The 19,404-nt window shown below is 48.3% G+C and carries 15 protein-coding genes; 10 read left to right on the top strand and 5 right to left on the bottom strand.

Features of this window, described 5'->3' with window-relative positions:
* Positions 1 to 314: 314 nt before the first annotated feature.
* Positions 315 to 722, top strand: coding sequence for an endonuclease domain-containing protein (locus tag N836_RS49410; protein WP_023072171.1), 408 nt, complete (start codon positions 315 to 317; stop codon positions 720 to 722).
* A gap of 473 nt (positions 723 to 1,195) precedes the next feature.
* Positions 1,196 to 3,784: a bifunctional diguanylate cyclase/phosphodiesterase gene (locus tag N836_RS49405; RefSeq protein ID WP_235071074.1), complete on the top strand. Its 2,589-nt coding sequence runs from the start codon at positions 1,196 to 1,198 to the stop codon at positions 3,782 to 3,784.
* A gap of 156 nt (positions 3,785 to 3,940) precedes the next feature.
* Here N836_RS49405 and N836_RS49400 read toward each other — a convergent pair whose 3' ends face one another.
* From N836_RS49400 to N836_RS49380, 5 genes are all read right to left on the bottom strand, one after another.
* Positions 3,941 to 4,786 (bottom strand): mechanosensitive ion channel family protein, encoded by an 846-nt coding sequence (locus N836_RS49400; protein WP_023072169.1) that lies wholly within the window; start codon positions 4,784 to 4,786, stop codon positions 3,941 to 3,943.
* Positions 4,787 to 4,840: 54 nt separating this feature from the next.
* Positions 4,841 to 5,989, bottom strand: coding sequence for an ABC transporter permease (locus tag N836_RS49395; RefSeq protein WP_023072168.1), 1,149 nt, complete (start codon positions 5,987 to 5,989; stop codon positions 4,841 to 4,843).
* A gap of 39 nt (positions 5,990 to 6,028) precedes the next feature.
* Positions 6,029 to 6,898, bottom strand: coding sequence for an acetylglutamate kinase (argB, locus tag N836_RS49390; RefSeq protein WP_023072167.1), 870 nt, complete (start codon positions 6,896 to 6,898; stop codon positions 6,029 to 6,031).
* 65 nt (positions 6,899 to 6,963) lie between these two features.
* The gene (locus N836_RS49385; protein ID WP_023072166.1) at positions 6,964 to 7,530 is read right to left on the bottom strand and encodes a shikimate kinase; all 567 of its coding nucleotides are present in this window, start codon (positions 7,528 to 7,530) and stop codon (positions 6,964 to 6,966) included.
* Between the two features lie 65 nt (positions 7,531 to 7,595).
* Positions 7,596 to 8,120 carry a DUF3038 domain-containing protein gene (locus tag N836_RS49380; protein ID WP_023072165.1) on the bottom strand — a complete coding sequence of 175 codons (525 nt, stop codon included), beginning with the start codon at positions 8,118 to 8,120 and terminating at the stop codon, positions 7,596 to 7,598.
* Positions 8,121 to 8,461: 341 nt separating this feature from the next.
* On the opposite strand from N836_RS49380, the gene N836_RS49375 reads away from it, so the two are divergent.
* The 8 genes from N836_RS49375 (at position 8,462) to N836_RS49350 (ending at position 19,081) form a co-directional block, all read left to right on the top strand.
* Positions 8,462 to 9,625, top strand: coding sequence for a tetratricopeptide repeat protein (locus tag N836_RS49375; RefSeq protein ID WP_023072164.1), 1,164 nt, complete (start codon positions 8,462 to 8,464; stop codon positions 9,623 to 9,625).
* Between the two features lie 106 nt (positions 9,626 to 9,731).
* Positions 9,732 to 11,138 carry a tetratricopeptide repeat protein gene (locus tag N836_RS49370; RefSeq protein WP_023072163.1) on the top strand — a complete coding sequence of 469 codons (1,407 nt, stop codon included), beginning with the start codon at positions 9,732 to 9,734 and terminating at the stop codon, positions 11,136 to 11,138.
* A 56-nt stretch (positions 11,139 to 11,194) separates the two neighbouring features.
* On the top strand, positions 11,195 to 11,350 hold the full coding sequence (locus tag N836_RS76445) for a hypothetical protein (RefSeq protein ID WP_023072162.1): 156 nt from the start codon (positions 11,195 to 11,197) through the stop codon (positions 11,348 to 11,350).
* A 257-nt stretch (positions 11,351 to 11,607) separates the two neighbouring features.
* Positions 11,608 to 13,119: a UbiD family decarboxylase gene (locus N836_RS49365; protein ID WP_023072161.1), complete on the top strand. Its 1,512-nt coding sequence runs from the start codon at positions 11,608 to 11,610 to the stop codon at positions 13,117 to 13,119.
* Positions 13,120 to 13,175: 56 nt separating this feature from the next.
* The gene (locus tag N836_RS49360) at positions 13,176 to 14,120 is read left to right on the top strand and encodes a bestrophin family protein (protein ID WP_023072160.1); all 945 of its coding nucleotides are present in this window, start codon (positions 13,176 to 13,178) and stop codon (positions 14,118 to 14,120) included.
* Positions 14,121 to 14,418: 298 nt separating this feature from the next.
* The gene (locus tag N836_RS49355) at positions 14,419 to 16,470 is read left to right on the top strand and encodes a c-type heme family protein (protein ID WP_023072159.1); all 2,052 of its coding nucleotides are present in this window, start codon (positions 14,419 to 14,421) and stop codon (positions 16,468 to 16,470) included.
* 101 nt (positions 16,471 to 16,571) lie between these two features.
* On the top strand, positions 16,572 to 17,915 hold the full coding sequence (locus N836_RS74150) for a response regulator (RefSeq protein ID WP_023072158.1): 1,344 nt from the start codon (positions 16,572 to 16,574) through the stop codon (positions 17,913 to 17,915).
* Between the two features lie 626 nt (positions 17,916 to 18,541).
* A complete protein-coding gene (locus tag N836_RS49350; protein ID WP_023072157.1) occupies positions 18,542 to 19,081 on the top strand; it encodes a ferric reductase-like transmembrane domain-containing protein in 540 nt (179 codons plus the stop codon).
* Positions 19,082 to 19,404: the final 323 nt, after the last annotated feature.

Here is a 19,404-nt window from a genome sequence, read left to right as displayed (position 1 = left end):
TTCGAATGGTCGCACACGATATCGAAAAACTATTTTCCTTTTTTCAATAGATCAGCCCTGCTTACCAAAGGGGAGTTAGAGGGGGTGAAGCAACCGCAGACGCTAGTTTTCAGGACTTGTGTGTACACACATCTAGGGATCTAGCCTGAAAAGTAGCTCCAGACGCTGCATTTGCCCTCATCCTAAATCCTTCTCCCCCAGGGAGAAGGACTTTGAGACTAGCTCCCCTTCTACTGTGTATACATATCTAAAAGATAATGGCCTAAAAGGTACTCCTGGGTTTGGGGGGAGGGCCTTCTGGGAAAACTGTCGCTATGGAAGACCTCTCACGCTTAGCCGGATGCCATCGACGCATACCCGAACAGCGTCTCTATCGAGCCAGAGAACTCAGACAGCAGCAGACCCCTGCAGAGCAAATTCTATGGTCATGCTTGCGCGGGCGTCGCTTGAGTGGAGCCAAGTTTAGGCGTCAGCATAACATTGGTCGCTTTATTGCTGATTTCTACTGTCATGAGGCTCAATTAGTGATTGAGCTAGACGGGGCTATTCATCAGTCTCAGGTTGAGCGAGATGCAGAAAGAGATGCTTGGACGCAGGCAAACGGCTTGACCGTTTTACGATTTGCCAATGCCAGCGTTCTGGACGATTTACCGACAGTACTCACCGCAATTGATAGTCATTTGCTAAAGTCCTTCTTGCCGCGAGAGAGGGATTTAGAGTGAGCGCCAGAGTCAAAGTCCCTCTCCCTGGGGGAGAGGGATTTAGGGAGAGGGCCAACTCGAGTTCTAATACTTTCAGCCATTGTCTCTGACTTGTGTATACACCGTAGCCTTGCTAAGGGGAACCAGGTATTACTAAGTCAACGATGTCAGGGGCATTCATAAGTCATCAACCGTAGGGTGGGCAGATGTAAATATTCTGCTCATACATATTAATGTCATTTCTGGCAAAATCCCGGATTTCACCATGCAAAAATATGCCATGAGTTTTCAGTATTTTTACTTGGTTTAAGAGATAGCTTGTTAAGAGCTTAAAATTCTTGATACTTGTTATTCAGCTAAAGTACCAATTCTGCTTCCCGATTCTAACTCTTACTATAGAGATAACCTGGGAAATATTAAATACTAGATATACAGAATATCAACGTACTATGGGATGTAAGGTTCAATCGGTTCCAGCCTCAGTCTTGCAAGCAATGTCTGTTTCAGGAAAGTATTTGCCAAGGCTTTGGAAAGATATTGGATATTACAAAAAAATTATTCATACCCTACCAGATCTCATCTGGCTAAAAGATCCTAATGGTGTGTATTTAGCCTGCAATTATCGTTTCGAAGAATGTTTGGGAACATCTGAACAAGAGATTATTGGCAAGACTGACCACGATTTTGTAAATGCCAGGTTGACAAATTTATTTCAATATAACAACAAGGACGTCATCCTGAAAGGCACTCCATCAACACACGAAGAATGGATAACCTTTGCTAATGATGGACACCGTGAACTGCTGGAAATAAGTAGGATTCCTATGTATGACGACAATGGGGAACTGATCGGCGTACTAGGTGTTGGGCATAATGTGACAGCTCGTAGAGAATCAGAAGAAAAACTTCAGAAAAGTGAGGAGCGGTTTTCTCTTGCTATGCGTGGAGCCAATGATGGGCTTTGGGACTGGAACTTGGAAACAAATGAAGTTTATTATTCACCACGCTGGAAAAGCATGCTGGGCTATGAAAATAATGAACTGGTCCATGATTTAAGTACCTGGCAAAGGCTGGTACATCCAGAGGATAAAGATAAAGTCTTGAAAATGGTTCAAGATTACTTGGTTGGCAAAGTAGATTCATTCGATATAGAAATGCGTATGCAGCATAAAGCAGGGCATGAAGTTTTTGTGTTATCCCGCGCATTTCTTGTTCATCGTGATTCTGATAAAAAAGCAGTTCGTTTGGTAGGAACCCATGTCGATATCACAGCCCGCAAGAAAGCAGAGGCATTTGATGACAAAAATGCCGAAATTCTGGAGATGATCGCAACGGGGAGACCCGCATCAGAGATCTATACAGAAATTGCATTAATGTATGAAACACGCCACCCTGGACTGCGATGTTCAATGCTCGAGTTGAAAGATGGTCGACTCATGCATGGAGGCGCTCCCAGCATGCCCAAAGAATATTGTGATGCGGTTCATGGTCTCAAGAACGGTCCTAATGTAGGCTCATGTGGTACGTCGACTTATACCGGCAAGCGCGTCCTGGTTGAGAATATTGAAACCGACCCAAAGTGGACCAAAATTAAACATGTAGCCCTTCCCCATGGCATGCGCTGCTGTTGGTCTGAACCGATTAAACATTCCTCAGGCATGGTGTTAGGTGCATTTGGGATGTACTATAACCACCCCGCACTGCCAAATGAAGAGGAGTCCAACGATCTTAAGTCAGCAGCCAGGCTAGCCGGCATTGTGATGGAGCGTGACCAAGCTCAAAAACGTATACGAGAATTAGCTTATATTGATGATTTAACAGGGATTGCCAACCGCGCCAACTTCTATCAGGTGCTTGAAGCATCAATCAAACGGTCTAACCGAAACACATCCCGTTTGGGTCTTTTATATATCGACTTAGATAATTTTAAGAGTGTGAATGACAGTTTGGGCCATGATGCTGGCGATTTACTGCTCCAGGAAATTGCTAAGCGATTACAAAAGGTCACTCGTGAAACTGATTTTGTTGCACGCCTAAGTGGAGATGAATTTTGTATTCTTGTGAATGATGTAAATAATGATTATTCTACTGCTCATGTGGCTCATAGTTGCCTTGAGGTGATATCAAATCCAGTCGAATTATTGGCCAGGAAATTTACTCCGGCATGTAGTATTGGGATTGTGCACTACCCTGATGATGGCACCGATCTATCTACTTTAATAAAAGCAGCTGATACTTCGCTTTATGCAGCCAAGGAACGTGGAAAAAATCAGTATACATTTTATAAACCTGAGTTGACTCAGGAAGCAGAGTATCGGTTTCGTGTAGAACAAAATTTGAGGGAGGCCATAGAAAAACAGCAGTTATCACTGGTTTATCAACCCCAAGTTCAGATACTCACGGGTAACATTATCGGGGTTGAAGCCTTATCACGCTGGAACCATCCACGATTAGGGCAGATTTCACCCGATGAGTTTATTACCACAGCTGAAAGAATAGGCATGATTAAGCTCCTCACTGAATGGGTGTTAACAACCGCCTGTAGTCAAGCTGTTGCCTGGAAGAAGGCAGGTTTGCCTGCCATTCGTATGGCAGTTAATATTTCTCCAATCCATTTTCTCGATAAGAGTCTTGTGTCATTGATTAAGCATGTTATTGATGAGACAGGTATACTGCCATCGGAACTAGAATTGGAGGTGACCGAGAGTGTCGTACAGACGGATGAACAAAATCTCTCAATTTTCCAAGATTTAAAAGACCTCGGTGTGTCATTGGCAATTGATGATTTTGGCATAGGGTATTCATCCTTTGCATCTCTCAAACATCTTAAAGTTGACTGTTTGAAAATCGATAAATACTTTATCAATGATATGCTTGTCGACCATAAATCTAAGAGTCTAATTGGTTCCATGATCGAAATGTGTCGCAATCTAGAGCATGAAGTTATTGCCGAAGGTGTTGAGACCGTAGAGCAATGTAATATGCTCCAACAATTTGGTTGTGAGACCGCACAGGGGTTCCTATTTAGCAAGCCCGTCAGTTCTGATGAAATTTCAAAACTTTTGAATAGTAATCTTATCTAAATAATAATAGTAACAATCAGCTAACGATTCTTTGGCTTGGCCAATTACAACCCGATCAAGCACCAAATCCGGTTCCTGTGCAGACGCTTTCTCAGACAGAACCTCTAGTTGGTGTCCTATTGCCAGCCGATAAATAGCGGGAGCTATGTCGTCGCGTTATTCTCTCGATAGTCCATACACATGCAGGTCGCGCTGTGGAAACGGAATCTCAATCCCAATTTCGTCGAAGCGGATCTTAATCGCCTCGTAGATGCTGAGGGAAACAGGAACATAGTCAGCTGTACTCACCCAGGGCCGCACAGCCAGGTTGATGCTGCTATCGGCTAGCTCTAAGACACCCACCGTCGGTGCAGGCTGTGACAAAATGCGCTCATCTTCTGAGAGCACTTGACGAATAATGGTTTTTACCTGTTTCAGGTCAGAATCATAGGCAACGCCGACCACTAAATCGAGCCGTAGAGTACCACGAGTAGAGTAGTTAATGATGTTGTCATCGGTAAGTTTGCGATTGGGAATCACCACCGTGCGGTTATCGAGGGTGTGCAAAATGGTGGTTAGCAACTCAATATCTTCCACATAGCCGGAGACGCCACTGGCATCAATCCAGTCGCCAACGCGAAATGGGCGAAAAATAATTAGCAAAATACCGGCGGCAAAGTTGGCAAGTGAACCCTGCAGCGATAGTCCGACGGCTAGACCGGCAGCACCAATCAGGGCAATGAGTGATGTGGTCTCAATGCCGAGCTGTCCTAAAATTGCCAGCAGCACAAACGCCATCACGACGTAGTAGCTCATGTTGCTGGCAAAGGCGACCAGGGTGGGGTCGATGCGGGTTTTGCCAAGGGTTTTTCTAACAAAACGACGTAGAAATTGAGCCACCCAGCGGCCAACAAAAAAGATTGCGATCGCAACGCCAATATTGAGTCCTAACGCTAATCCTACTTGCTGTAGCTGCTCAAACAGATTGCTAAACAGCTCTAATTGCCCCAACAGGCTTTCCATAAAATGCTTTTACCCTATCGGTTTCGGTTTTTAACTTGAAAATAGCGAGTGGCCCTACTCTTCCAAACTGCGAGGGTCCAACGCATCCCGCAGGCCATCGCCCAACAGGTTAAAACACAACACCGTAATCACAATCAACGCTGCTGGCGGCCAGATTAACCAGGGATGCAACACCAAAATTGACGCATTTGTTGCCGACGACAGCATGTTGCCCCAGGATGCATCCGGCTGCTGAATGCCCAGACCAATAAAGCTCAGACCCGACTCGAAGAGAATATACCCCGGAATTGCCAACGTCGCAGAGATAATCACATAGGTAGCCGTCTGGGGCAAAATGTGACGCAAAATAATATGCAACGACCTTCCACCCATAGCCTGACTAGCCTGGACAAAGGTACGTTCTTTAAGAGATAACACTTCTCCGCGAATAATCCGTGCCAGTCCGGCCCAACCGATAAACGACAGAATTAAGACAATTAGCAAAAATCGCTGGGAACTGCTCAGACCGGCGGGTAACACCGCTGCTAGGGTAACCAACAGGAAAAACCCTGGAATGGTCATAATCACCTCAACCAGACGCATAATTATGGTGTCGATGGTGCCGCCAAAGTAGCCGGAAATACCACCCACCAAGAGACCTAAGGGAAAGGAAATCATAATCCCCACCAGGCCAATGCTAAGACTGATGCGGCCGCCGTGGATCAATCGACTCAGCTGGTCTCGAGCAGACTCATCGGTACCAAAAATATTCCATCTCCCTTGGCCAACGGTGCCAAACAAATGACGGTCAAACGTAAACCCCCGGAAGAGTTCCACTTCCTCTAGCTGCATCGACTCTTCAAAGGAAATGCTTTTGACAAAGGGAAATTTTATCTGCAGCAGCTGGTATTCGGCCCCCTTGACCCATAAGCGAATGGGGGAGGGCTGAGAAAAGTCAGTCTCTGTTTCCCGGCTGCCGGTTTCAATATCGACTGGCCCCTGGCTCACTGGATAGACGTGAGGTCCAAGAAACTGCCCAGACTCCTGGTCGCGCCAGTACACCGTTGTCGGTGGCAGCAAAGACCCATTGGGCTGTTGCTCGTAGGGATCATATGGTGCAGTAATTTCTGCAAAGGCTACCGTCAGGTAAAAAATGGCTAGAACCGTGGCTCCAAACCGGGCCAGAGAGTTTTGTTTGAGTTTTTTCCACCAGGTAGCTGCCATATCTGAGGTTGGAGGAGGTTTGTAAGGGTTGGAGTTATTCTAAGCTGTCTGATGCGAAGCGACTAGCATAGTGCCGATGCCTGAATTGGTAAAGGTTTCGAGCAGTAGGGAATGGGCGACTCGACCGTCGATGATGTGGGCACCGCGTACCCCCTGGGCCAGGGCGCGAACGCAGCAGGTAACTTTGGGAATCATACCGCCGGAAACAATGCCGGAGTCAATTAAGCTGCGGGCTTCTTGAATATCTAGCTTGTTATAGAGGGTAGAGGCATCGTGGTAGTCCTTAAGGATGCCGGGGGTGTCGGTCAGCAGGATCAGCTTTTCGGCGCTGAGGGCGGCGGCGAGTTCGCCAGCAACGGTGTCGGCGTTGATGTTGTAGGGCTGGCCTTTGGGGTCGGCGGCCACACTGGAAATAATCGGGATATAACCAGCATCCACCAGGGATCTGACTAGCTGAGGTTTGATGCGGGTGACTTCGCCCACAAAGCCGACACCTTCGGCGGCATGGGGGCGGGCGGTGATCAGGTTGCCGTCTTTGCCGCACAGACCAACGGCGCTGCCGCCAGCGGCGTTGACTAAACCGACGAGTTCTTTGTTGACCCGCCCGACGAGCACCATTTCGACAACGTCCATGGTGGGGGCATCGGTGACCCGCAGACCGTTTTTGAATTGGGGTTCAATGTTTAATTTGCCGAGCCAGGTATTGATTTCGGGACCGCCGCCATGGACGACGACGGGATGAATGCCCACACAGGCCATAAAGACAATGTCGCGAATGACGTCGTCTTTCAGGGTGCTGTCTTTCATGGCGGCCCCGCCGTATTTGATCACAACGGTGCGGCCTCGAAATTCTTGGATGTAGGGTAGGGCTTCGCTGAGGATTTGGACGCGGTTGGCGGCGGTTTCCATTGGGTGTCAAGCAAATAGGGAACGAGGATGGGGATATTCCATGGAACGTCCCCACAAATGATTGGCTAATGGTTAATGGTGGTGCTGGTGGCGGGGTTTTCGGCAATAAAGGTTTGTAGGGTATTGAGGATACGGGTTGCGATCGCAGTTGCCTTTTCCCCAGGTTGATATTCCACCGTCACATCGGCCTGGCCATAGCGAGCCTGCCGCTGTTCTAACAGCGTTGTCAGCTGATCGCGCAGATCCCCCTGTTTGAGCAACGGTCGGGACTGATCGCGGCTTAGACGGGCAATCAACTCATCGACAGAGACATTGATCCACACCACCAGACCCGATTGTAAATAGCTCCAATTTTGCTGTTTGACCACCATGCCGCCCCCGGTGGCAATCACCGTGTGGGTATAGGGTGCAACCTGGGCTAGTACCTGGGTTTCAATCTCACGAAAAGTCGCTTCGCCCTGCTCTGCAAAAATCTGATTGATGCTCTGCCCCGTGGCCTGCACAATCACATCATCTGTGTCGATAAAACGGTAGTTGAGGGTGTGGGCCAGGTGTTTGCCGATGGTGGTTTTGCCAGAGCCCATCATGCCCACCAGGTAAAGGTTTGTACCTTTAAGGAACTCTGCGGTCATGTGCCAGTGTGCGTTTTTTAACCCACCTATTATCGGTCTATTCGGTCCCATCTATGCGGTTTGATCTAGTCCGCCCGATCTAACAGTGCCTGCCATAGCCGTTGCGAACCGCCACCGCCGCTATAGAACAACAGATCGATCAAGAGTTGAAAGGCCAGTTTTTCCAGGACTGGCGGCGGCACATCCGCTTCCATACGCTCGGCATAGGTATTACTAAACCGATCTAGATAGTCCCCCAAAATCGCATTACGGTGCGGTGGGGTGCCCATTGCACCCGCTTTCTCCAGGGCCGCTACCGCTTTATTGATCGCCTGCCCATGTTGGCGGGCCAGCTGGGCGGTAATCAATACCAGGGCGCGGGCTTCATCCACGTCTAGCTTTTTGCGCCCCTGTCCTTTGCGTAACGGGCTCGACTGCCGTAGCCGCCACAAACTCACCCGGTCCGAAAGCAGGGTATCCATCTGCAGGGATTTTGCCTGGTCTAAAATCGCCTCGGAGCCAATGCCAACTAAAGTTTCCAGGGCCAGCAGCACCAAATCGAGCTGACCCTTGATGGAACGTAGCTGGTTGGGGGTGAGATTAGCAGACACCGCTCAGTACAAACGAAATACAGGTAGAGACACAAGACCGCATAGCGAAATCCCGTTAAGTGGGCCAAAGAGCTACCCAAAATTTGACACTTTATCACCCTTAAACGGTCACGTTGTAGTTTAACGCCGCATCGTCCCTGCTTATTAAAGTTGATGTCCACTGTAAAGACTTTATTGAACTTAGTCGAAATTTTATCCGTATCCCATGGGGCGGATCGCGAATGCATTAGGAAAGGGATGGACGTAACTATGGGACAGGTTTCGGCACTGCTGCCGTCTACCTATAAAAGCCGATTACGCAACTACCTTCAGGCAATTAATTGCTAAAACGGAGTACGCTTATGGGTCGCGCTAGTATCATTGAAGCCTATATTAAACGGTTGCTAGAGTTAGAGCATCCGGTTACTCAGTCTGTCCTGGAAGCGATCGCAGCAGAAGTTGGGATTACCAACGGTGAATTAGAGGCCATCAATCTACAAGTGCAAGCCCATCTTGACCGTGGTCATAACTACATAGAACTTGACAACTTCGATAAAGCTATTGATGTTCTGATGCGGGCCAGAGCGCTAGATCCCATCAACCTGGAAGTGCTCAACACATTGGCGAATGTGCATTATCTACGCTACAACCAGGACAGCAACTTAAACGATCGGCAGCAGGCGCTACAGCTGGCCAGACGGTGTTTAGAGCTAAAGCCCAATGATCGAGAGGCCCTGGGGTTAATTCGAGCATTGGATGGCAGTGCCAGTCCTGAGATGCTCTCGTTGCAAACCAAGCCAAATATCTTTCTTTTAATTGGCTTTTTGGAGAATGTTTTTAGCCCTAAGAAGTTCACTCGACGGACAAAAACTAAGATTGCGCTTTTGATCTTGTTTTTACAGCAACCCGTCAGCTATCCAAAAACAGCCTGGTGGGTAACCCAGAAGCTAGCGCTTTTGACCGGCAGTGCGGCAGCTGTTGTGCTCACCTTTGTGGGGGTGAGTCGATTGCCTGTATTTTCTAGTCTAAATGCGGCAGATTCTACCCTGGTTGAGGAGAACACGATTCCTAAGTTTGACCCAGGACCGAATGTACCCGTGGCGTTTAATTATCCTGGTTTGTTGATTGAACCGCGACTGTCGCGCCTGGGAGAATATGATGGTGAGCCTTACTATAAGCTCCATGGCGTTGTGATTAACGATAGCGGTCAGGAAGTTACTAAGCTCAATCTCAAGGTCGAGCTATTGGATGGTGATGGTACACCAATTTCTACGATCGATCAGGTCGCTCTTACCACTAATGGTTTCATTATTCGCCCTGGTGATACTCGCTCATTTGAACTGTTTCACAAAATCGCCCCGACTTTGATCAGTGTGCGTGTGAGTGTGATTGATATTGAGCAGGTTGTTGAGAATGGAACCCACATGGCTCCAACTGCTGATAGCTATAGTGCTAAGTCTGTTGTTCCCGCAGACAGTGAGGTGGCACTGATCAGTTACAGCCCACGGGGGAACCATTCACATTGACCAGACGTCAAGGTTGGACCACAAAGACTTTACTCAACTTAGTCGCTTTTTTATCCGTATCCACTCACGGAAACGGGGAATGCATTGAGTAGACATGGAGTGAACTATGGGTCGCGATCGCATCATCGAAGCATACATTCAGCGCTTGCTGTCCTGGGAACAACCCGTGACACAAGATACCCTGGCCGTTATTGCCCAAGAAGTTGGCATTACCAGCGATGAGTTGACGGCGATCAGTACCCAGGCCGATTCTCATCTGACCCGTGGTCGTGCCTACATTGAATTTGGCTGTCTTGATGATGCCGTCAAAGAATTGGGCCATGCCGCCTCCTTAGAACCCCTCAACCTGGACGTGTTGCATACCCTGGCCAATACCTATAACCTGCGCTACAACCGCACCCATGACGCCGACGATCGACAAAAGGCGTTACTGGTTGCCAAACGTTGTGTGGAACTCAAGCCAGATGACAAAGAAGCCCTGGTTTTGATTAGTTTTTTGGAGAATAACTCGACCAAAGGCAATCCCAAGCCCTCGCCATGGACCCAGCAAAAAGTAGCCGCTTTAGCCGGTGGTGTTGTCACTTTTGGCATTGGCATGATGGGGCTAAGTCGTTTGCCGATATTTTCCCCACCTCCGGCCCCCATGGGGCCAGCTCCCGGCACCATTGTCCCCGGCTCGGTCATTTATGAATCCCTTGATGCAGCTGACGCTAACGACTCTCAGTCGGCCAGGGATGATATGGCCATAGAACTATCATCCGATGTGGATATTCCTGTAGTTTTTGACTATCCCGGCTTAGTCATGGAACCCCGGCGCTCGGAACTGGGAGACTATGAAGATGCCACGTACTATCAGCTGCAGGGCGTCTTTATCAATTCCAGTAACCAAGAGTTTAGCAACCTGGTGCTTGATGTTGAATTTCTCGATCGTAATGGTGTAGCGATCGCAACCGCCCAAAAAGAAGCCATTGCCGACACCGATGCACTCATCCGTCCTGGCGATACCCACACCTTTAATTTGTTGCAAAAAATCACCCCAGAGCTAGAAACAGTGCGTCTCAGTGCGATTAGTCTGCAGCAAGCACCCGCCCGTAGAACCTACGTGCCGCCTACGCCGATTAACTACAGTTGGGACCAGCTAGAACCCGAAGATATTAGCTTTGAGTTAGCCAGCCGCAGTGAAGAATTTAGCGGCCCCACCCCTACCTCTCCCCAACCGGATGCTACCGCCACCGGCAACCCAGACGCCAAACCCACCCAGACCCCGGCAGGACCCACCACCTTTAATGCCGAGTGGGTGATTATTAACACTAGCAGTGTTCCGATTCGCGAACTAAAGCTAAAAACAGACTTTTACAGCGGCAACAATCGCCTATTACAAAGTGAAGATGTGTTCGCCATCAACACCAATGATGCTCCCTTATTACCGGGGGAAATACGACCATTTCGCGTCGTCAAGCCTGTCGTTAAAGGCTATGAACGCTATCGCGTCACAGTTGTTGACGTGGAGTAATAACAAAATAATTAGATAGCGATCAAAAACAAACTATTGCCCTAGCCAAACGTTGTATGGAGATTAACCTCAACAGCGAAGCGGCCCTCATGCTGATCAGCACCCAGGAGTATCAGGCCAATCAGCGCCAAATCCCTATCTGGCTAGTACGGCAGCAACACCCCCATGCTGCCCAACGAAGTCCGTCCCATACGGATCAACAAAGCCATTGATAAAGACTATGCCCGGTATAAAGTGACCGTATTAGAAGCAGAGGTCGAGTTCCCTACGAAGGGTGGTTTGCAGGGAGGAAAGCCCTGAGCAACCGATTTCGCCACATCACCAGTTCATACCGCCAGACTCATTTCCTCGCATAATAGAAAACGTAGCTTTACATTCCGTAAAGTAACAACATATTTTGAAGCCCCCCTGAGTCCCCCTGACTCAGGGAGGAAGGTCCATAATCACCACAAAAATCCACTTCACCCCCATGGCCCGAGACCTCCGCGAATTCATCAACCTAGTCGAACAACGTGGCCAATTACGCCGCATCCAAACATTAGTCGACCCCAACCTCGAAATAGCCGAAATCTCCAACCGCATGCTCCAGTGCGGTGGTCCGGCCCTCCTATTCGAAAACGTCAAAGACTCCCCTCACCCCGTCGTTGTCAATCTGCTCGGTACCGTTGAGCGCACCTGCTGGTCCATGGGCATGGAACACCCCCAGGAACTCGAAACCCTGGGTAAAAAATTGGGCATGCTGCAGCAGCCCAAACCCCCCAAAAAAATCTCCCAGGCCATCGAATTTGGCAAAGTCCTATTTGACGTTGTCAAAGCCAAACCCCAGCGTGACCTGCTTCCTCCCTGCCACCAGGTCGTCCTCAAAGGCGACGACGTGGATCTAACCCAGATTCCCATGATCCAGCCCTATCCCCAGGATGGCGGCAAAATCGTCACCCTAGGGTTAGTGATTACCAAAGACTGCGAAACCGGCATCCCCAATGTGGGTGTCTATCGACTGCAGCTACAAGGTAAAAACACCATGACCGTTCAGTGGTTGTCGGTACGAGGCGGAGCCAGACACCTGCGTAAAGCCGCTGAAAATGGCAAAAAATTAGAAATTGCCATCGCCATCGGCGTCCATCCCTTGATTATCATGGCCGCTGCCACCCCTATTCCCGTCGACCTTTCCGAATGGCTATTTGCCGGTCTCTACGGCGGTAGCGGTGTTCATCTAGCTAAATGTAAAACCGTTGATCTAGAAGTGCCCGCCGCCTCAGAATTTGTCCTGGAAGGTACCATCACCCCTGGCGAAGTCGCTACCGATGGTCCCTTTGGTGACCATATGGGCTACTACGGTCCAGTCAATGATCACGCCCCGTTGGTACGGTTCCAGTGTGTTACCCATCGCAAAAATCCGATCTATCTGACCACCTTTAGCGGTCGACCTCCCAAAGAAGAAGCGATGATTGCGATCGCCCTCAACCGGATCTATACCCCAATTTTGCGCCAGCAGGTGTCCGAAATTGTCGATTTCTTCCTACCCATGGAAGCCCTTAGCTACAAGGCTGCCGTCATTTCCATCAAAAAGGCTTATCCTGGTCAGGCCCGTCGCGCTGCTATGGCTTTCTGGACGGCTCTGCCCCAGTTTACTTACACCAAATTTGTCATCGTCGTCGACCACGATATTAATATCCGCGATCCGCGCCAGGTGATCTGGGCGGTAACCTCCAAGGTAGACCCCACCCGCGATGTGTTTATCTTGCCCGACAACCCCTTTGACTCCCTGGACTTTGCCAACGAAAAGCTGGGATTAGGCGGTCGTATGGGGATTGACGCTACCAGCAAAATTCCACCTGAAACCGATCACCAGTGGGGGGATGAACTCAAGTCTGATCCTGACGTGGCGGCCATGGTGGAACGCCGCTGGGCTGAGTACGGTCTGGGTGATCTAGATATGGGTGAAGCCAACCCCAATCTGTTTGGATATGATATCCGCTAGTGTTGTGTCAATAAATTAAACCGTAGGATGGGCGCTGCCCATTGTCTGATTTTGCCATGGCAGAAGATCGTCGCCCCTGGTTCAAAACCCTGCTCCGTGTGCGCGGTTCCGTCATTCGGGCCGTATTGCCCAGGGTCGGTATCTGCACGGCTTTTTCCTTAATAGTGACTTTGGCCCACGAAGCGGGTATGTCCGTCTCCTGGCCGGTACTGGGGGGCGTCGTGCCCAGTCTGGTGCTGGGTTTGCTGCTGGTGTTTCGGACCAATGCCTCCTATGAGCGCTTTTGGGAGGGGCGTAAGCTCTGGGGCAACATTGTCAACACGTCGCGCAACCTGGCCCGCCAGATCTGGGTGTCGGTGGATACAAGCCGTCAGTCTAAAGAACGGGCGTTGAAGCTGCTGGTGGCGTTTGCGATCGCAACCAAACAACACCTGCGGCAACAACCCTGCGAGCAAGAACTCCGCCATCTAGTCACCCCAGCCCAGCTCGATAAAATGCTAGGCATGAACAGCCCCCCGCTAGAAATTGCCTTTTGGCTAGGCGACTATCTGCAAGTACAACAGCTCAAAGGCCGCATCAATCCATATCAGCTCCAGGCCATGACCCAACAAGTCAACGGCCTGGTTGACGCCCTAGGAGGCTGCGAACGCATTCTTAAAACACCGCTGCCTCTGGCCTACTCCATCCATCTCAAGCAGCTGCTGGTGATGTATTGCCTAGCCCTACCGTTTCAAGTAGTCAGTGAACTCAACCTGTGGACCGTTTTAGTCGTTGCCCTGGTCGCCTTTGCCGTATTCGGCGTTGAAGAAATCGGTTTAGAAATCGAAAATCCCTTTGGCTGCGACCCCAACGATCTGCCCCTCAACGCCATCTGTCGCACCATGGAGCACAACATTCAAGACCTGGTAACCCTGACCCCCAGTATTGAAAAAAACGAACAACAACCCTGGCAAATCACAGCCCTATTACCTGTGGGCCAAGAAAAACAAAGTATTGAGTAGCAACCCTTACCCGCCACTCAATTGCTAGATTTCATACAAACTAAATATTCATCAACGGTTTGACAGCGCCAGCCACCATGGTTCTCTGCAGAGGAATAATTGATGGCTGGGAAACGCCGTGACCGGCCAAGCTGCTGTTCTCCAGGAAAGAATCACAACATTTTAGGAAATTTCCACATACCTATAAATTATTAGCTCTTTGGCCCCGACATAGTACTTAATCCCGCATTGCCTGGCACATAATCGACCCATAGAGGAATTACTTATATGCCTGATTCTATAGGGTGAGTCACATACTATGAAGTCCAAACGCCGTTTTTCTAGCCTTGGTAATAAATTTACCAAAATGCTGACCATCCTTTTTTTCGTTGGCATTTTCTCAAGTGGTCTAATTCTCTCAGTGGCCATGCGTCAGAAAGCCGCAGGAGAAATCGTACAGCGGGCAGAGATATTAATCGAAACCATGAACGCTGTTAGAAGCTACACCACTGAGCAAGTTAGTCCCCAGCTGGCGGACGAGCTGGCAGAAACGGACGAGTTTATTCCTGAAACTGTACCGGCTTACTCTGCTAGAGAAGTCTTCGAATCCTTTCGAGCGACGGACGAATACAAAGATTTTCTCTATAAAGAAGCGACCTTAAACCCCACTAACTTGAGGGATCAAGCCGACGAATTTGAAACCCAAATTGTCAATAAGTTTCGAGCTAACAACACGTTGACTGAATTAAAAGGCTACCGTGACTTTGAAGGCACAAAGTTAAAGTACATTAGCCGACCACTCACAGTTAGCCAAGAAAGTTGTCTGCAGTGCCATGGTAATCCGTCCGATGCCCCTGCCAGTATGCGGAAAACCTATGGTGAAGAGAATGGATATGGGTGGACATTAGGAGAAACCGTCGCTGCCCAAACCATTTATTTGCCTTCCAGCCAGGTATTTGCAAAAGGTAACCGCTATCTTTTGCTAGTCGTTGCCATCTTTAGCGGTGTATTTGCCGTAGTGATTGGTGTCATTAATCGCCTATTAAAAAGGACGGTCATTAGCCCCCTGGGGCAGCTCAATAAGTTAATTCGCGACATCAGCTTAGGACAATACATCACATTGCCCAACGGCACAGATGGCACCACCTCCCTGAGCAGTCTGACATCGAGAACCGATGAACCAGGGCAGCTAGCCCGAGCATTTGAACACATGGCAAATGAAGTCGTTCTGAGGGAACAGTCCCTCAGCCATGCTAAAGAGAGCGCTGAAGCCGCTACTCAAGCCAAAAGTGACTTTTTAGCCAATATGAGCCATGAGTTACGCACTCCCCTCAATGCCATCATCGGCTACAGCGAAATGCTAGCCGAAGAGGCCGACAATCTCTCTACAGAAGACGCCCAGACCGACTTGTATCGAATTCAAGGAGCGGGTAAACAACTCCTGACCCTAATCAATTCAGTCCTTGACCTATCCAAGATTGAGTCAGGTCGCATGGAGTTATATATCGAGGAATTTTCGATTTCCTTTTTAATGGAACAAGTCATTGACGTAATTAATCCACTGGTCCAGAAAAAAGGAAACAAACTCATTGTTCACCATGAAACGGAGCTAGATCTGCTCACAGCCGACCGCTCCAAGCTCCATCAAAGCCTATTAAACCTGTTGAGCAATGCCAATAAATTCACCGAAGATGGCACCATTGCCCTCACAGTGAAATCAGGTATGTACCAGGATGAACCATGGATTAACTTTATTGTCACCGATACCGGCATCGGGATGACACCAGAGCAACAAAAAACGATCTTTGAAGCCTTTGCCCAGGCCGATAACTCAACTACTCGAGAATTTGGTGGGACAGGGCTAGGATTAACCATCACCCAACAATTTACCACCATGATGGGGGGAGACATTACCGTAGAAAGCCAGCCTGATAAAGGCTCGCAGTTTACCCTACGGTTACCCCAAATCGTTAAAGGATTGAGTCAGTCCGTTGAAGATGAGCAACCGTGGGTATTAGTCCTGCAGGCACGAGAAAAAAATGATGAAATCATTACGCGGATGCTGCGGCAAGAAAACTGGAGTGTTAAATGCGTCGATAACTCTGCGGATGCCCTAAACCTAGCCCAGGTAGATCGTTCGCCTGCTTTGGTGCTGATTGATTTAAGTTTAGAACCCGACGCTGTGCAATGCATCAAAGCACTGCGGCAAACCTCCGAGTTTGAACAAATCCCGATTATTGCTATGGCCAACTCCGCGATTGAAGCTGATGTCAGTATCCAAATCGCCAACGATATTCAAAGTATTTATTATCGCAATGATTTGAACTTGCAAGATTTCTTAGCCGAATTGCATGTTTGCGCTGCCATCTAGGATCGTTGGGAGATGCATATCCCTAACTGACGGCTGATGAGCTCCATTTAGATTACTGTCCGACATCATTGCGTGTTAAATCTATCACCCCGATATTCACCATGCCTCAAGTTTTACTAGTAGAAGACAATGCATTAAATCGCAAAATGCTGGATCGACAGCTACGACATTGTGGATATGATGTCTTGATTGCAACCGATGGTGACAAAGGGGTATCAATCGCCATTGAGCATCAGCCCGACTTGATCATTATGGATACTGACTTGCCGGTGATTGATGGATGGCAAGCAATCAAAATCCTTAAAGCCTCTTCTGCCACCTTGCATATCCCAGTCATTGCGCTAACGACTAATGCCAAAACAGACAACTGGAAAACAGCGTTAGAAGTTGGTTGTAATGACTACGATACAAAACCCATTGTGCTCAAACGACTACTTAGCAAAATCAACGCATTACTGGGCGTCACATTGCCTTCGCCTAGCCTTGCCAAGAATCCCTCAGCGGAGATGCTGCAAGGTGAACAAATAGATAAAGTACTCTCTAAGCTTGTCGGCGCGGATATTGATGAGATTCTGACCCCAGTGTCTACCCAGGTTCAACCCTCGGACGGCTGTTTGAATAATCGCTACGAAGTCAGCCAAGTGCTAAGTAATAATCCATTTGGCCAATGTTTACTAGCCAACGATTTACAAACTACTCCTCTCCAATCAGTTATCATCAACACCTTTAACCTGCCAGTGGATAATCCCTCCCTGTTAGCGTTAGTACGCGAAGCGCTCACCTCAGAAATGAGCTTCTTAAGGGTGATCACCCGACAGGACGAAATTGCCACCTGTCTAGATTATTTTGAGCAAGATGATGTCTTCTACTGGGTGCAAGCCTATGTCGAGGGAACCTCTTTGGCCGATGAACTAGGCAGTGCTCAATCGATGGGATATGTCCTGCAGCTGACCCACAGTTTGCTCAGCAGTGTGAACCCTTTTCACCAGGGGCAAATGGTACACTGCGAGTGTAATCCCAGCAGCTTTATCCGGCGTCAATCTGACAATCGCATTGTTTTAGTAGAATATGGAGTGCTAAAGCGACTGTTTGTTAAGCTACGCTCCCATTCGTTGCCATATCGTCAAGCTCTTTTAAAACAGCATGACTATCAATCAGCTGAGCAGCGGGTGGGTAATCCACAGCTCAATAGTGATATCTATGCCATTGGGATGATTGTGCTGCAGTCATTGACAGGGCAATCTCCTGAGTGGTTGTTAACAGTCAGCGGTAAGCAAAATTTGACAGATTTGGTGAAAGCTGATGCCAACATTGTCAAACTGTTTGAGCGTATGATCAATTCCAATTACCATTTACGCTTTAAATCTGCTGGCGAGGCTCTTAAAGCACTTCCCCTGGGGCTAATACCGAAAAAAAATGCTTATCAGCAGGCCATCTCTTCATAGACTGAGCAACATGCCTTGATACAGTTGTCGGTATGCAGTCAGCCAGGGCTCGCGTAAGTTATTAGACTATAACTGTTGCGTATGTAGATGTACGTAGGTAGTTGTCTAATCATACATTGGGTTTTCTAAGTGTTTTCCAGGGAAAGGCGCACTAAAAGTCAAGATCTTCCTGATGCAATATGTAAAATCTTCAGTATCTAATGGAGAAATTAGAAACTTTTCATAAAGCGTCCGGATCTATATGATCGTGTGAAATTAACTTGCTCTAATATATCCGTGAACAAGAACATGCGTTGACCGTTGATACAAAGCCTATCGCCAGGGATTTTGTCAACGTATATCTTGCATGTATGGGGACATCATGGGTGCATCAAAAGCGCTTTGCCTGGTTTGAAGGAGGCATCTAAGAGGTTTGATTGAAGTATTGAATGGCTCAACTGGTTCCGGAAATCCCTAGACTATTGGGTTTACTGCCAAGCACTTGCTTTTCTAGAGGAAACAAGCTGCCTAGGAAAAATAGCATTCGTATTTCAGAGTTTACCTTTGAGGTTGTCTAATTTCACTAATCAGCTAGTGCGTTTTTGACTTTTTCACTAAACAGTTAAACAACCAGTGCTCTACCTGAAATGCGTCTACCACTTGAATCTGTTCCGCTGGGAAACCATCTGGGTTTTCTCGCATTAGCTGCCTATGTTGCCACCTTAACCCCGACCATCATGCGGATTGTATTCCCTTCAATCAAATCCCATGGTGTGGTTCGTTGGTTACTAAAAGAAAGGCGGGCTGTCGGCATATTAGCCTTTGCCCTAGCCGTGGGACATACCTATTTTGTAATTCGCAAACGCAATTTCGACTTTTTTGATTTCAATACCTACAGAGCCAGTGCTGAGGGACTGTCAACGCTGATCATTTTTGCGATCCTGACAGCCACTTCCAACGACTGGAGCATAAAGCGCCTTAAAAAGAATTGGAAACGTCTCCACATGCTGACATATGCTGCCATGTTTTTGTTAACCTGGCACGTCATCAACAAAATGGCAGGTCAGTGGACACTGGTGACACCCATCGCCACCGTGAGCATTACTGTCATTACGGTTTTGTTTCTGGTCCGCAAAGGAACCGAGTTTCAAAAAGAAATATCCCGAGTGAGGGCAGGATCTCACTAAAGTTAGGTTCAGTGTATAGAGTCTAGATACTGCCAGGTATTATCTGGAGAATGCTTTGTCGTTTCATTTTTTAGCAAGATGACTTCTCTGATAGAAGCACAGTGACGGATGGCTAATCTATTGGCCGATGGCGTATGCGATACTTCGATACTTCGTGACGCCCTATGCCGTTGGCAGCAGCTATGACTAGAAATCAGGATTTTATAAGTCCAAAATGTTGTCTGCAGAGGCATTCCATGGCACGTCTGTACAGCAAAAGATAGGACCTAATTGAATCCTCATCCTCATTCCTAGAGAATTTCAAGTCTGGTCAACCAGGCGAT

Source organism: Leptolyngbya sp. Heron Island J (genome assembly GCF_000482245.1).
Taxonomy (GTDB): Bacteria; Cyanobacteriota; Cyanobacteriia; order Phormidesmidales; family Phormidesmidaceae; genus Leptothoe.
This window is presented reverse-complemented; position numbering and strand designations above follow the sequence as displayed.